Origin of the sequence: Pseudarthrobacter phenanthrenivorans Sphe3, from assembly GCF_000189535.1 — a bacterium.
Lineage (GTDB): Bacteria > Actinomycetota > Actinomycetes > Actinomycetales > Micrococcaceae > Arthrobacter > Arthrobacter phenanthrenivorans.
On record NC_015145.1, the window covers coordinates 1591775 to 1606000 of the forward strand.

Sequence of the window (14226 nt, forward strand, 5' to 3'; positions counted from 1 at the left end):
ATGTTTCTGTCAAGCCGCCTGAGCGGTGATGCGTGGCATTGGTTCCTGGTAGATGGTGTGGTCACGGAGCATCGCCCAGAGGACGTTGATGCGACGTCTGGCGAGGGCGATGAGGGCCTGTTTATGCGACTTTCCTTCTCCGCGCTTCCGGTCGTAATAGGTTCTTGAGGCCGCGCTGTTCTTCAAGCTGGAGAGGGCGGCGAGGTAACAGGTCCGCAGGAGCCTGCGGTTAAAGCGACGTGGTCGGTGCAGGTTCCCGCTGATTCGTCCGGAATCGCGCGGGACGGGAGCCAGCCCCGCGACGCTGGCGAGCCGGTCGACTGAGTCAAACGCGTCCAGGTTGCCGCCGATGTTCGCGAGAAAAGTAGCTGCGAGTACGGGGCCGAAGCCCGGCATGGTGAGCAAAACATCGGCGCTGTCGTGCTTCCCGAACAGGTCCGTGATCTGGGCATCGATGCCGGCGATCTCCGCATCGAGAGTGCTGATTTGCCCGGCCAGCCGGACGACCAGGGCAGAGCCTGTGGTCTGAGTTGGCAGTACGGTGTGCTGGGAGTTTGCGGCTATCAGTGCCTTCTCTGCCATCTTGGCACTATTGCGGCAGCCGCGTTTCCTCAGCCAACCGGTGAGCCGAGCTAGTCCGATCCGCCGGATGCCCTCGGGTGTCTGGTAGCCGCCCAGGAGGACCAGGGGCGCCTGTTTGGAGTAGTCGAACGCACGCTCGAGAGCCGGGAAATATTCCAGCAAGGTGGCGCGGAGCCTGTTGATCGCCCGGACACGGTCGCAGATCAGATCCGTACGGCGGGCGGTGAGGAGCCGCAGGTCAACGCTGATCTGGTCCGTGCGGCGGACTGGTTGGAGGTCCGTGCGCATCCGTGCCTGGTCAGCGATGATCCTGGCATCTTTCGCGTCGGTCTTGCCATCTCCGCGGTAGGTCTCCGCAGCGTGATGCACGATCCGTCCAGGTATATAGAGCAGTTGCTGGGCGTGCGCGGCCAACAACTCGATCAACAGGGCCGCTCCGCCGGAATTCAGATCCGTGGCCCAGCAGACTTCGCCCCCGGCCGCGATCTCCGCGATCGTGGCTATGAGTTCGAGCACTGCGTTTTCGTCGTTCTCGACCCGTTTCGAGAGCAGCACGGTCCCCGTCTGATCGATCACGACGCAATGATGTGCTCTTTTGCCTGAGTCGATTCCTACCCAGAATGCCGGCATGTTCAGTCTCCTTCGATCAGCTCCAATTTCGGTTGGCCCTGTCGATAACTACGCCGGCACGTCCTTACCCAACGATCAATGTCGTAATTCTCAATCAGCGGTCGAGTCATCGGCGGGCAGCGGGCGGCCATTCCCAGTGAGCCATCCAAGCGGCAGGGCGACCTAGGCCATACCCGCCACCCGAGGGTGATCGAAACACTACGACAGCTCCGAAATCACCCACAACAAAATCGTAAGGAGGGCGATCTGATCATCGGTACCCCTGGCGCCGGGGCGATCGGAACCCTCGTGGAACGCAGTAGCCGTTTCGTGATGCTCCTGCACCTGCCTAACGGACATACCGGCGAGCAGGTGCTGGCCGCCATCGAGGCAACCCTTCCGACCCTGCCGGCCCAGCTGCGCCGGTCCCTGACCTGGGACCAAGGCGCTGAGATGGTCGGCATTCACGAACGCGTCAGGATCGCCACCGGCGCCGAGGTCTACTTCTGCGATCCTCACTCACCCTGGCAACGCGGCACGAACGAGAACACCAACGGACTCCTGCGACAGTACTTCCCCAAAGGCATGGACCTCACCACCGTCACCCGCGCAGACCTCGACTACGCTGCCGCAGGACTCAACGGACGCCTACGCAAAACCCTCGGCTGGAAAACACCCGCACAAGCCCTCCAGCAAATACTGGAAGAATCAGCAGCATAGGACGTGTTGCAACGACCACTTGAATCCGCCCAGGGAAACCCGACATCAACTGCGAGAGCGTCCAGGGAAACCCCACATCAAGTGCGAGAGCGTGTGAATAATGCCACGATGCTGCTGCCTGGGCTTCACTCCGTCCTGCCGGTAGGGGCGTCTCCTCTAGAATTGATAAAGATGTACGGACTTCGAAGCGCTTGATTTCGGGTTGCGTAGGAAAACAAAACACGGATACGAGCGGCTGCAGTTGCGCCAGTGGTCAGCTCACAACAGGAGGAATCCACATGGCTGAGCACAACGGGGGCAACCGGGGCGGCAACGACCGCGGCGGGTTCCGCGGCAACAACAATTCTGGCGGGGAGCCCCGCGGGTTCCGTGCCCGCACCAACCGAGACGGCAGCGATCCCGCGCGGCGTTCTGCCAGCGGTGGAGAGCGCAAGCCTTTCGGTGACCGTGACAAGAAGCCTTTTGGTGACCGTGACAAGAAGCCTTTTGGTGAGCGTCCGCGTCGTGACGGCGAGGGTGATCGCCGTGGATTCGGTGGCGGCGAGCGTAAGCCCTTCGGCGACCGTGACCGTAAGCCGTACGGAGACCGGGAGAACCGATCCTTTGGTGAGCGTCCGCGTCGTGACGGCGAGGGGGACCGCCGTGGATTCGGTGGCGGCGAGCGTAAGCCCTTCGGCGACCGTGACCGCAAACCGTACGGCGACCGGGAGAACCGAACCTTCGGGGACCGTCCGCGTCGTGACGGCGAGGGGGATCGCCGTGGATTCGGTGGCGGCGAGCGTAAGCCCTTCCGCGACCGTGACCGTAAGCCCTTTGGTGACCGTGACCGTAAGCCGTACGGCGACCGGGAGAACCGCTCCTTCGGGGACCGCCCTCGGCGTGACGGAGAAGGCGACCGCCGTGGCTTCGGTGGGGGAGAGAACCGGAAACCCTTCGGTGACCGCAGCGAAAGGCCAGCCCGCGGTGACCGCCAGGACCGCGCGCCCCGCAGCTTCGACCGCGGTGCCAGCCGTGGCGACGCCGGTCCCCGCAGCTTCGGGCGTGACCGCCAGGAAGACCGTCCTGTTCGGGTGCCCAACGTCCGTGACCTCCGCAGCGCGAACCGGCCGGACCGCGAAAGGTCGCCGGAAATTGATGAGGATGTCACAGGCAAGGAACTTGACCGCGCCACCCAGCACCAGATCAAGACGCTCGAGGCGAAGAGCGCGGAGTGGGTCGCCCGCCACCTGGTCATGGCAGGCCGCCTGATCGATGAAGAACCCGAACTCGCTTTCCAGCATGCACTGGCTGCCAGCCGGCGCGGAGGCAGGCTGGCAGCGGTCCGGGAAGCCGTAGGGCTGACGGCCTACGCAGCCGGCCACTATGGCGAGGCCCTGCGGGAGTTCCGCACATACCGCCGCATCAGCGGGTCCAACGTCCACCTTCCGGTCATGGCGGACTGTGAACGTGGCCTGGGCCGCCCGGACCGCGCCTTGGACGTGGCACGGTCTGAAGAAGCCCAGGACCTGGATGCCCCCGGCAAAGCGGAGCTCGCAATCGTGGCCGCCGGTGCCAGGACAGACCTCGGCCAGCTGGACGCCGCTGTGGCCGAACTGGAAATCCCTCAGCTGGACATCAACCGGGCCTTTTCCTACAGCCCGCGGCTGTTCCGTGCCTACGCTGACGCCCTGTCCGGCGTAGGCCGCGACGAGGAGGCTGAGAAATGGCGCAAGCAGGCCGTCGTGGCCGAAAACGCCTTGGGCCAGGGTGTGGATGAGGAGCCCGACATCATCGACCTCGGCTGGGACGAGGAGGAAGAGGCCAGGGAAGAAGCCGAACGCCGCCGTTTGCTGGAGCGCGCCTCCCAGGCGTCCAAGACCGCCCCCAAGGCCGCATCCGCTGCCGGCGCAGCTGAAGCCGTGCCCGGAGCCAGCCCGGCCAGCGAGCCGCAGGACGCCGGCATCGACGACCAGGAAGCCGACTACTTTGTCTCCGATGACGCTGAATCGGACGAGGACTCCGTGGAGCCGGACGAGCTGGAGACCGCAACCGAAAACGACGGCGGCGCTGACGGCGGCCATGCTGAGGCAGGCGATGCTGACGGTCAGGACCTGGAATACCAGGCCGGGGACCAGCAGGACCGCCGGGAAGACTGACGAATGGCTGACGTCCCCCTGATTTCCCTGTTTGATGCACTCCTGGCTGACCTGGACGGGGTGGTCTATGCCGGTCCGCATGCCATTCCCGGTGCCATCGAGTCCCTGAAGCAGCTCACCGGCCTTGGCGTCGGGCTGGGCTACGTGACGAACAATGCGTCCCGTTCACCCGCACAGGTGGCTGCCCACCTCCGGGAACTCGGGGCACCTGCCGAGGACCAGCAGGTGGTCAGTTCCTCGCAGGCCGCCGCAGACCTGCTCGCGTCCCTGCTGGCCCCGGGTTCCAGGGTCCTGATCACCGGAAGCCCGGCCCTGGCCGCGGAGATTGAACTGGTTGGACTGGTGCCTGTCTACAGCCAAGGGGAAGAACCGGTGGCGGTGGTACAGGGCTTCAACCCCGAAATCGGGTGGAAAGACCTGGCCGAAGCAACCTACGTGGTGAACGCCGGTGCGCTCTGGGTTGCCACCAACACCGACATGTCCATTCCGCAGGCCCGCGGCATCGCCCCGGGCAACGGAACGCTGGTCTCTGCGGTGGCAGCGGCAACAGGCCAAACCCCGCGGGTGGCCGGGAAGCCGGAAGCGCCGCTGTTCCATTCCGCAGCCAAACGGCTCGGCGCGGAGCGTCCCCTGGTGGTTGGGGACCGGCTGGATACCGACATCCTGGGCGGTAACAACGCAGGATTCGCAACAGTGGCGGTCCTGACCGGCGTCGATACCCGGCAAACCATCCTGGCTGCCCGCGCCGCCGAGCGCCCGGACTACATCATCAGCTCCCTCGCGGACCTGCACCGGGCGTACCCGGACGTGACGCACGACGACGGCACGTACGCATGCGGTGAGGCAACCGCCCGCGTGGCCAACGGCGCAGTGGGGATCATCGGCAGCCCGGACAGCCTTGATTCCTGGCGGGCTGCCTGCGCGGCCTGGTGGGGAGCCACTCCGGATGCCGCCGTACCGCAGACGCCTGAACTCGTCTGGCTGGATCACTAGACTGGTGGAATGACTGCGCTGACCGAACCTGATGATGCAGCAGCCCAGCCTTCCCCGGATTGGCCTGATCCCACTGAAGCGGGCGTCACGGACCCCGTGGTGGCACAGGCCCTCGTGCGGCTGCGTGCCCTGCAGCAGGTCCCCGTCTCCGAGCACGAAAACGTCTACAACGAACTTCACGATGAGCTTCTTGCCGCACTGAACGCCCAGCCCGCGGACGGGGGCACCTGATGGCGGTGCGCCTTGACCAGGCCCTGGTTGCGCGCGGCCTGGCCCGGTCGCGCACCCATGCGGCCACGCTGATTGCCGAGGGGAAAGTCAGCTCCGCCGGCCAGATCCTCAGCAAGGCGTCCCTCCAAGTGGACGACGGCAAGGACCTCGCCGTGCGGCATGACGAACAGGACACCTACGTCAGCCGGGCGGGGCACAAGCTGGCAGGTGCCCTTGACGCTTTCCCCGCGATCAAACCGCAAGGTAAAAGGTGCCTCGACGCCGGTGCCTCCACGGGCGGCTTCACTGACGTGCTGCTCCGGCGCGGGGCCGCGCACGTGGTGGCGGTCGACGTCGGGCACGGCCAGCTGGTGCCGCAGCTCCGTGAAGATCCGCGCGTGGAAGTCCACGAGGGACTGAACGTCCGCTACATGTCCCCGGCGGACATCGGCGGTCCCGCCGAGCTCACCGTGGCCGACCTGTCCTTTATCTCCCTTGCCCTCGTGGTGGGTCCGCTTGCGGAATGCACCGAACCGGGCGGGGACCTTGTGCTGATGGTCAAACCCCAGTTTGAGATCGGCAAGGACCGGCTGGGACGCACCGGTGTGGTGACATCCGACCGGGAGCGCAGGCTGGCGGTAGAGAAAGTTGCCAAGGCAGCGCTCGACGCCGGGCTGGACCTGTGCGGCCTGGCGGTCAGTCCGCTGCCCGGCCAGGACGGAAACGTCGAATACTTCCTGTGGATAAAACGCAGGATCAGTGAAGACTTGCCTAAGATCGAAGAGCGTGAGGCAGCGGCCGCTGCTTTGCTCGGACGAATCTGGCCGAACCACTAGAGAGCGGAACCTGATGAGCAGGCGTGTACTGGTCCTTGCCCATACGGGCCGCGAGGACTCACTGAAGGCCGCCTGGGAGGCGTGCGCCCTCCTGCATGCCTCCGGCATTGTCCCGGTGATGCAGGAGTCCGAGCTGGGGGACATGGAGAGGTTCTTCGGGCACCTGGCACAGCCCGTGGAAGTCCTCCACGACCACGTCCAGCTCCCCGATGTTGAACTGGTCATGGTCCTGGGCGGTGACGGCACCATTCTGCGGGCCGCCGAACTGGTCCGCGAGGTGGACGTGCCGCTCCTGGGCGTGAACCTCGGCCACGTGGGCTTCCTTGCCGAAAGCGAACGGGCGGACCTGGCCCAGACGGTCGACTGGATCGCCAGCCGCGAGTACACCGTGGAAGAGCGCATGACCATCGATGTGCAGGTGTGGGTGCGGGGCCAGAAGATCTGGCACACGTGGGCGTTGAACGAGGCAGCCATTGAGAAGGCCAACCGGGAGCGCATGCTTGAGGTCGTGACCGAAGTGGACGAACGTCCGCTGACGTCCTTTGGCTGTGACGGCATCGTGCTGGCCACCCCCACAGGTTCCACGGCTTACGGTTTTTCCGCTGGAGGCCCCGTGGTGTGGCCGGAGGTGGAGGCCCTGGTGATTGTCCCCATCAGCGCCCATGCGCTGTTCGCCAAGCCCCTGGTGGTTTCTCCCCGCTCCCGGCTCGCCGTTGAAGTCCTGGGCCGGACGGATGCCCAGGGTGTCCTGTGGTGTGACGGCAGGCGCTCGGTGGACCTGCCGCCGGGCGCAAGGGTTGAGGTCACCAAATCCGCCACTCCGGTGAGGCTCGCCCGCACCCACCAGACTCCCTTCTCCGCCCGCCTGGTCCGGAAGTTCGAGCTGCCCATCCATGGTTGGCGGGGCCCTGTGCTCAAGGCCGAATCCGTGCACACCGGGCCCATCCCCATCGTCAGGACGCCGCGGCCCATGCCACCGCTCCAGGTACCGCAGGCCGGCCAGCCCGATGCTGACACCGATCCGTCGACTGCAAAGTGAAGCCATGCTTGAAGAACTGAGAATCCGCGATCTTGGCGTCATCACTGACGCAACCTTGCCGCTGGGACCTGGCCTGAGCGTAGTGACCGGCGAGACTGGTGCCGGCAAGACCATGGTGGTCACCGCCGTCGGGCTCCTCCTCGGCGCCCGTTCGGATGCGGGGGCGGTCCGGAGCGGAGCGAAGAGCGCCACCGCAGAGGCTGTCCTGAAGCTCGACGCCGGCCATCCCGCTATTGCCCGGGCCCTGGACGCAGGTGCGGAGGCGGAAGAGTTCGACGGCGGTGCGGAGCTGATTCTCGCCCGCCGCCTGGGCTCGGACGGCCGCAGCCGTGCTTTCCTGGGCGGCAGGGCCGCGCCGGTGGGGGTCCTGGCCGAGATCGGCGAAACCCTGGTGGTGGTCCACGGCCAGTCGGACCAGATCCGGCTCAAGGGCGCGGCTGCACAGCGGGGCGCCCTGGACAAGTTCGCGGGCGAGGCTTTGGCGGGTCCGCTCACGGCCTACCAGGACCTGTACAGCCGGTGGAAGTCCAGCCTGGCCGAGCTGGAGGAGCTCCGCAGTGCGGCCCGGGACCGGCTGCGGGAAGCGGAGTCCCTGCAGAGTGCCCTCGCCGAGATTGACGAGGTGGATCCGCAGCCCGGCGAAGACGAGCTGCTCAAGGCCGAAGCCGTGAAGCTGGCCAACGTGGAGGAGCTCCGGATCGCCGCGAGCACAGCCCACCAGGCCCTCATTGCCGAGGATTTCGGCGAGGCGGGGGACGCCACAACCCTGGTTGACACCGCCAAACGGACCCTCGAGCACGTGGCGGAGCACGACGCCGAGCTGGGTTCCGCTGCAGCCCGGCTGGCCGAGGTCGGCTTCCTGTTGAACGACATCGCCACGGAGCTGGCGAGCTACCAGGCCGGGCTGGACACGGAAGGACCGGAGCGGCTCGCGGAGATCGAGGACCGGCGGGCCGCCCTGGCCAAGCTGGTCCGGAAGTATGCTCCCACCATCGATGAGGTCCTGGTTTGGGCCGAAAACGCCCGGGTGCGCTTCGACGAACTGCAGGACGATTCCACGCGCATCGAAACCCTGGACGCCGAGGTGGTGAAGGCTGAGGCGGACCTGAAGAAGCAGGCTGCCGCGATCAGCAAGATCAGGGCCAAGGCCGCGAAGGACCTTTCGGCCAGGGTCAGCGCGGAGCTGAAGGCGTTGGCCATGGCCGATGCCACCCTGGTGATCAACCTTGAGCAGGCCGGGCAGCTGGGGCCGCACGGAGCCGATGAGATCAGCTTCCTGCTGCAGCCCCACTCCGGCGCCCCCGCCCGCCCCCTGGGCAAGGGCGCCTCGGGCGGTGAACTGTCGCGCGTCATGCTTGCCATCGAAGTGGTGCTGGCAGCGGTGGACCCCGTCCCGACGTTCGTGTTCGACGAGGTGGACGCCGGCGTCGGCGGACGTGCGGCCGTCGAAATCGGCCGCAGGCTGGCCATGCTGGCCCGCCACGTCCAGGTGCTGGTGGTCACGCACCTGCCGCAGGTGGCGGCCTTTGCCGACCAGCACATCACCGTCACCAAGACCTCAGTCCGGGGAGCCGACGGCGGAACCGCCACCGGCTTCACCTCCAGTGATGTCCGCCTCCTCGACGGTCCGGAACGGGTCCGGGAACTGGCCCGCATGCTGGCCGGCCAGGAGGATTCCGAGTCGGCGCAGGCCCACGCCCAGGAACTGCTGGACGACGCAAAGCTCCTGCCCCAGCGCGCCTGAAACCCGGCTTTGCCGTGTGCCGGCCACCGGTCCCCTTGCTCCGGGGGCGGCCCGACCGGCAGACTTGGGCGTTTGGGGAACACTGCCGGCGACCCGTGGAAGGCTCAAATGATGATAAGCTCGAATTCCGTGGTGCAGCGATCAAATTCCCGTGTAAATTCCCGGTTCCCGGGCTCATCCAAGACGACCAAACACATCTTCGTAACCGGTGGTGTGGCGTCCTCGCTCGGTAAGGGACTGACGGCGTCAAGCCTCGGTCATCTGCTGCGGGCACGCGGCCTGTCTGTAACCATGCAGAAGCTCGATCCGTACCTGAACGTGGATCCGGGCACCATGAACCCCTTCCAGCACGGCGAGGTCTTCGTCACCGACGACGGCGCAGAGACCGACCTGGACATCGGGCACTATGAGCGCTTCCTCGACGAGAACCTCGAAGGCTCAGCCAACGTCACCACCGGCCAGGTGTACTCCACGGTCATCGCCAAGGAGCGCCGTGGCGAATACCTGGGCGACACCGTCCAGGTCATCCCGCACATCACGGACGAAATCAAGCGCCGCATGCGACTGCCCGCCGAGGGCAAGAACGCCCCGGACGTGATCATCACCGAAATCGGCGGCACCGTTGGCGACATCGAGTCCCAGCCCTTCCTGGAGTCCGCCCGCCAGGTCCGCCAGGACATCGGCCGGACGAATGTCTTCTTCCTCCACGTTTCGCTGGTTCCGTACATCGGGCCGTCCCAGGAGCTGAAGACCAAGCCAACCCAGCACTCCGTTGCGGCGTTGCGCTCCATCGGCATCCAGCCCGAAGCCATCGTGATCCGTTCGGACCGCGAAGTCCCCGAGGCCATGCGCGAAAAGATCGGCCGCATGTGCGACGTCGACATCGACGCCGTGGTCAACGCCGCCGATGCCCCCAGCATTTACGACATCCCCAAGACCCTGCACACCCAGGGCCTGGATTCCTACATCGTGCGCGCCCTGGACCTGCCGTTCAAGGATGTGGACTGGACCAGCTGGGACAAGCTGCTCGAAGCGGTCCACAACCCCAAGCACCACGTGGAAATCGCACTGGTGGGCAAGTACATCGACCTGCCGGACGCCTACCTTTCCGTGACCGAGGCCCTGCGCGCCGGCGGTTTTGCCAACGACGCCAAGGTCAAGATCCGCTGGGTCCCCTCGGACGAATGCGAAACCCGCGAAGGCGCCATCAAGGCGCTCGACGGCGTCGACGCCATCTGCGTCCCGGGCGGCTTCGGCATCCGCGGACTCGAGGGCAAACTCGGTGCCCTGAAATTCGCCCGCGAAACCAAGCTTCCCGTCCTGGGCCTGTGCCTGGGCCTGCAGTGCATGGTCATCGAATACGCCCGCAACGTGGTGGGACTCGAAGGCGCCTCTTCCAGTGAGTTCGAGCCGGATTCGAAGTACCCGGTCATCGCCACCATGGAAGAGCAGCTGGAATTCGTCGAAGGCCGCGGCGACCTGGGCGGCACCATGCGCCTGGGCCTCTACGAAGCCAAGCTCGAGGCCGGTTCGGTGATCGCCGGGACGTACGGCAAGACCACCGTCAGCGAACGCCACCGCCACCGCTACGAGGTCAACAACAAGTACCGCGAGCAGATCGCCGCCGAAGGCCTGGTCTTCTCCGGCACGTCCCCGGACGGCAAGCTCGTGGAATTCGTGGAGCTGCCGGCAGACGTCCACCCGTACTACGTGGCCACCCAGGCGCACCCCGAACTGAGCTCTCGTCCCACCCGGCCGCACCCGCTGTTCGCCGGCCTGGTCAAGGCGGCACTGGACCACCAGGGAGTGGCCGACACGGCTGCCGCCGCAGGCGCCGGCGCTGCCCAGGACGAGCCGTCCGGTACGGTAGCCGCTAAGTAGTTTCCGCAACAGAAAAAGGACGGCGCGATGCCCGGTTCACCTGAAGCCACCCATGTAGTCAAGGTTTCGGATGCGCCGAGCCCGCGCCGTCTTCTGTCCACGGAGAAGGTCTACGAGGGACGGATCTGGGACGTTGTCAGCGACACCTTCCAGCTGCAGGAGACGGGCGAAGCCCTTACCCGGGATTACATCGACCACCCCGGCGCGGTGGCCGTGCTGCCCATGAACGACGACGGCGAGATCCTCCTCCTGAAGCAGTACCGCCACCCCGTGGGCATGGACCTCTGGGAGATCCCGGCCGGCCTGCTGGACGTGGAGGGCGAGGACTTCCAGGTGGGGGCGGCCCGCGAACTGGCTGAAGAGGCGGACCTCGCGGCCAGCACGTGGAACGTCCTGGCCGATGTCTTCAACTCCCCGGGTTCCTCCAGTGAGGCCATCAGGATCTACCTGGCCCGCGGCCTTACCGAAGTCCCGCACCACGACCGCCACGAGCGGACCGACGAGGAAGCCGAGATCGAGTTCCACTGGATCGGTCTGGACGACGCCGTGGAGTCGGTGCTGGCAGGCCGGCTGCACAACCCATCCGCCGTCGTCGGAATCCTGGCCGCCGCTGCCGCACGCGCGCGGGGATATGCACACCTCCGCCCCGCTGACGCACCCTGGCCGGCGCACCCCAGCCAGCGCTGATGGTGCCAGCCCCTTCTGCAGGTCTGGCCTCCGGGCCCGCCCAGGACTCCGCCCCGCCGGCTGCCCCGCCTACCGCCATTGAGCGCGGCATCACGGATTACCTGCAGCACATGGGCGTGGAGCGGGGGCTTGCAGCCAACACCCTTTCCGCCTACCGCCGGGACCTTGCCCGGTACTCCCGCTACCTCGCTGCCCAGGGCTGCAGCAGTCCCCAGGACATTACGCGCCACCACGTCACCGGGTACGTCCGGGCCTTGTCGGACGGGTCCGACGGCGGTTCGGCCCTGGGCGTCAGGTCTGCGGCCAGGACCGTGGTTGCAGTGCGGGGGCTCCACAAGTTCTGGGCGCTGGAGGGCTATACCCCTGCTGATCCGGCCAGCGAGGTGCATCCGCCCATGCCGGGGAAGCGCCTGCCCAAGGCGATCAGCGTGGATGAGGTGACCAGGATCCTGGAGGCAGCCGGAACGGACACCGCCACCGGCCTGCGCGACCGGGCGCTCCTGGAATTCCTGTATTCCACGGGAGCCAGGATCAGCGAGGCGGTTGGCCTGGATGTGGACGATATTTCCCTTGACACCGGGGAGTCCGGCCCGGCCATCGTGCGGCTCTTCGGCAAGGGGTCCAAGGAACGGCTGGTCCCTTTGGGCTCCTACGGCGCGCGGGCACTGGATGCCTACCTGGTCCGCGGCCGCCCGCTGCTGGCCGCCAAGGGAAAAGGCACGCCGGCCCTGTTCCTCAACGCCCGCGGCGGCCGGATCAGCCGCCAGAGCGCCTGGACCATCCTGAAGGCCGCCGCCGGGAAGGCGCAGATCACCAAGGACGTCTCACCGCACACCCTCCGGCATTCCTTCGCCACGCACCTGCTTGAGGGCGGTGCCGACGTCCGCGTGGTCCAGGAGTTGTTGGGACACGCATCGGTGACAACCACCCAGGTGTACACGCTGGTCACGGCCGACACCCTCCGCGAGATCTATGCGGCGGCGCACCCCCGGGCGCTGGGGTGACGGTGAACGGCGCTGCTGTAGCCCTCTGCTTCCTGCTGCGTGAGGTGGACGGAGTGCCCCAGGTCCTGCTGGGGCTCAAGAAGACCGGGTTCGGGCGCGGCAAGATTGTCGGCATCGGCGGCCACGTCGAAGCGGGGGAGAGCGATGCGGAAGCGGCCATCCGCGAGGTGCGGGAGGAAGCCGACGTCGGAGTCCGGCACGAGGACTTGAGGGACGCGGGCGTGGTGCGCTTTGTGTTTCCTGCAAAACCGGAGTGGAACATGGACACGCGCCTGTTCACGGCCGCCCGCTGGGAGGGCGAACCCACGGAAAGCGCGGAAATAGCCCCCGCCTGGTTCGACACCGCCACCCTTCCCGTGGACCGGATGTGGCAGGACGCCGACCACTGGCTCCCGGTCGTCCTGGAAGGCGGCAAGGTCAACATCGTGGTCACCATGGACGACGACAATGAAGCTGTTGCCTCGTCCGAGAGCCTGCTCTTCTGAGGCAGCAGGACCCGTTAAGGACGACGGCGGTGCGGCCACCCTGGAAGGTGACCGCACCGCCGTGGCTCCCCGCCGTCGTCGTGCTTTCCGTAAGGGCTGGGGTTACGGCAGGTGCCGTTCCTCTACGCCGTTGTACTCGCTCAGGGGCCGGATCAGGGAGTTCGACGCCAGCTGCTCCATGATGTGGGCCGTCCAGCCCGTGATCCGGCTCGCCACGAAGAGCGGCGTGAACGTTTCCGTGTCGAAGCCCATCAGGTGGTAGGTGGGCCCGGCGGGGTAATCGAGGTTGGGCTTGATGGCCTTGGCCTCGTCCATGGCCGTCTCCAGGCCCTGGTACAGGCCCAGGATCTCCGGCCGTCCATAGTGGGCGATCATCTTGTCCAGGGCCGCCTTCATGGTGGGCACGCGGGAGTCGCCGTGCTTGTAGACTCGGTGGCCGAAGCCCATGACCTTCTTCTTCTGGGCCAGCGCGTTCTCCATCCAGGCCTTGGCCCTGGCCGCTGCCTCTTCCAGCGATTCCTCGGGCCGGATGCCGATCTCGTCGAAGGTGTGCATCACGGCCTCGTTGGCACCCCCGTGCAGCGGCCCCTTCAGCGCCCCAATGGCGCCGGTGACTGCCGAGTGGAGGTCCGAGAGCGTGGACGTGATTACCCGCGCCGTGAACGTTGAAGCGTTAAAGCTGTGCTCGGCATAGAGGATCATGGAGACGTTGAAGGCCTCCACCACTTCGGGGACCTGCTCCTCGCCAAAGGCCATCCACAGGAAGTTGGCGGAGTATCCGAGGTCATCCCGAGGCTCCACGACGTCCTGCCCGTGCCGGCGGCGCTGGTCGTACGCCACCACCGCCGGCATCGCGGCAAACAGGTCCACGGCTTTTGCCATGTTGGCCTCAGGAGACGAATCCTCCGCCAGCGGGTGCCGGGCCCCCATCACGGAGGCCGCCGTCCGGCACACATCCATGGGGTGTGAGCTGGTGGGCAGGGCATCGACCACCTGCTTGACCACCGGATCGAGGGCGCGCCCGGCCCGCTCCCTTGCCGTGAACTCCGCCAGCTGCTCCCGGGTGGGCAGCTCGCCGTTCCACAGCAGGTACGCCACTTCCTCAAAGCTGCACCGTGCAGCCAGCTCCTGGACAGGGTAGCCGCGGTACAGCAGCGAGTTGGTGTCCGGGTTGACCTTCGAGACTGACGTGTAATCCACTACGACGCCGGCGAGACCCTTTTTAATGTCCTGTTCAGCCATGCTGAAACTCCCTTGTTCCTGTCGCCTTTCGGATGCCGGCCGCGGCCGGCGGTGGTCCT

At 66.5% G+C, this 14226-nt stretch carries 12 protein-coding genes and 1 pseudogene; 11 read left to right on the forward strand and 2 right to left on the reverse strand.

Features of this window, described 5'->3' with window-relative positions; genetic code table 11:
• Positions 1 to 9 precede the first annotated feature (9 nt).
• Complete coding sequence (locus ASPHE3_RS07360; RefSeq protein ID WP_013599339.1) at positions 10 to 1212, reverse strand: IS110 family RNA-guided transposase; 1203 nt, start codon at positions 1210 to 1212, stop codon at positions 10 to 12.
• Between the two features lie 237 nt (positions 1213 to 1449).
• Here ASPHE3_RS07360 and ASPHE3_RS22005 point away from each other — a divergent pair.
• The 11 genes and pseudogenes from ASPHE3_RS22005 to ASPHE3_RS07415 all read left to right on the forward strand — a co-directional run.
• Positions 1450 to 1911 (forward strand): annotated as a pseudogene (locus tag ASPHE3_RS22005) (IS30 family transposase); the annotation flags it as partial.
• A gap of 278 nt (positions 1912 to 2189) precedes the next feature.
• The gene (locus ASPHE3_RS07370) at positions 2190 to 4046 is read left to right on the forward strand and encodes a hypothetical protein (RefSeq protein ID WP_013600599.1); all 1857 of its coding nucleotides are present in this window, start codon (positions 2190 to 2192) and stop codon (positions 4044 to 4046) included.
• Between the two features lie 3 nt (positions 4047 to 4049).
• A complete protein-coding gene (locus ASPHE3_RS07375) occupies positions 4050 to 5039 on the forward strand; it encodes an HAD-IIA family hydrolase (RefSeq protein WP_013600600.1) in 990 nt (329 codons plus the stop codon).
• 9 nt (positions 5040 to 5048) lie between these two features.
• A complete protein-coding gene (locus tag ASPHE3_RS07380; protein ID WP_013600601.1) occupies positions 5049 to 5270 on the forward strand; it encodes a hypothetical protein in 222 nt (73 codons plus the stop codon).
• Positions 5270 to 6085, forward strand: coding sequence for a TlyA family RNA methyltransferase (locus ASPHE3_RS07385; RefSeq protein WP_013600602.1), 816 nt, complete (start codon positions 5270 to 5272; stop codon positions 6083 to 6085). Before ASPHE3_RS07380 ends, ASPHE3_RS07385 begins: the two co-directional genes overlap by 1 nt.
• A 13-nt stretch (positions 6086 to 6098) precedes the next feature.
• Entirely contained in the window at positions 6099 to 7124 is a 1026-nt protein-coding gene (locus tag ASPHE3_RS07390) for an NAD kinase (RefSeq protein ID WP_013600603.1), read from the forward strand.
• Positions 7125 to 7128: 4 nt separating this feature from the next.
• Positions 7129 to 8868, forward strand: coding sequence for a DNA repair protein RecN (gene recN, locus ASPHE3_RS07395; RefSeq protein ID WP_013600604.1), 1740 nt, complete (start codon positions 7129 to 7131; stop codon positions 8866 to 8868).
• 111 nt (positions 8869 to 8979) lie between these two features.
• On the forward strand, positions 8980 to 10749 hold the full coding sequence (locus tag ASPHE3_RS07400) for a CTP synthase (protein WP_041652665.1): 1770 nt from the start codon (positions 8980 to 8982) through the stop codon (positions 10747 to 10749).
• A 27-nt stretch (positions 10750 to 10776) separates the two neighbouring features.
• On the forward strand, positions 10777 to 11436 hold the full coding sequence (locus ASPHE3_RS07405; protein WP_013600606.1) for an NUDIX domain-containing protein: 660 nt from the start codon (positions 10777 to 10779) through the stop codon (positions 11434 to 11436).
• A complete protein-coding gene (gene xerD / locus ASPHE3_RS07410) occupies positions 11436 to 12440 on the forward strand; it encodes a site-specific tyrosine recombinase XerD (protein WP_013600607.1) in 1005 nt (334 codons plus the stop codon). Before ASPHE3_RS07405 ends, xerD begins: the two co-directional genes overlap by 1 nt.
• 2 nt (positions 12441 to 12442) lie before the next feature.
• Positions 12443 to 12925: an 8-oxo-dGTP diphosphatase gene (locus ASPHE3_RS07415; RefSeq protein ID WP_041652019.1), complete on the forward strand. Its 483-nt coding sequence runs from the start codon at positions 12443 to 12445 to the stop codon at positions 12923 to 12925.
• A gap of 102 nt (positions 12926 to 13027) precedes the next feature.
• Here the strand turns inward: ASPHE3_RS07415 and ASPHE3_RS07420 are convergent, their stop codons facing one another.
• On the reverse strand, positions 13028 to 14167 hold the full coding sequence (locus tag ASPHE3_RS07420; RefSeq protein WP_013600609.1) for a bifunctional 2-methylcitrate synthase/citrate synthase: 1140 nt from the start codon (positions 14165 to 14167) through the stop codon (positions 13028 to 13030).
• Positions 14168 to 14226: the final 59 nt, after the last annotated feature.

Excerpts from the sequence above, each read along its gene's own strand:
- ASPHE3_RS07385 (WP_013600602.1), top strand. The coding sequence starts at position 5,270 with ATGGCGGTGCGCCTTGACCAGGCCCTGGTTGCGCGCGGCCTGGCCCGG.
- ASPHE3_RS07360 (WP_013599339.1), bottom strand. The coding sequence starts at position 1,212 with ATGCCGGCATTCTGGGTAGGAATCGACTCAGGCAAAAGAGCACATCAT.
- ASPHE3_RS07390 (WP_013600603.1), top strand. The coding sequence starts at position 6,099 with ATGAGCAGGCGTGTACTGGTCCTTGCCCATACGGGCCGCGAGGACTCA.
- ASPHE3_RS07380 (WP_013600601.1), top strand. The coding sequence starts at position 5,049 with ATGACTGCGCTGACCGAACCTGATGATGCAGCAGCCCAGCCTTCCCCG.
- ASPHE3_RS07420 (WP_013600609.1), bottom strand. The coding sequence starts at position 14,167 with ATGGCTGAACAGGACATTAAAAAGGGTCTCGCCGGCGTCGTAGTGGAT.
- ASPHE3_RS07375 (WP_013600600.1), top strand. The coding sequence starts at position 4,050 with ATGGCTGACGTCCCCCTGATTTCCCTGTTTGATGCACTCCTGGCTGAC.
- ASPHE3_RS07370 (WP_013600599.1), top strand. The coding sequence starts at position 2,190 with ATGGCTGAGCACAACGGGGGCAACCGGGGCGGCAACGACCGCGGCGGG.
- xerD (WP_013600607.1), top strand. The coding sequence starts at position 11,436 with ATGGTGCCAGCCCCTTCTGCAGGTCTGGCCTCCGGGCCCGCCCAGGAC.
- ASPHE3_RS07405 (WP_013600606.1), top strand. The coding sequence starts at position 10,777 with ATGCCCGGTTCACCTGAAGCCACCCATGTAGTCAAGGTTTCGGATGCG.
- ASPHE3_RS07400 (WP_041652665.1), top strand. The coding sequence starts at position 8,980 with ATGATAAGCTCGAATTCCGTGGTGCAGCGATCAAATTCCCGTGTAAAT.
- recN (WP_013600604.1), top strand. The coding sequence starts at position 7,129 with ATGCTTGAAGAACTGAGAATCCGCGATCTTGGCGTCATCACTGACGCA.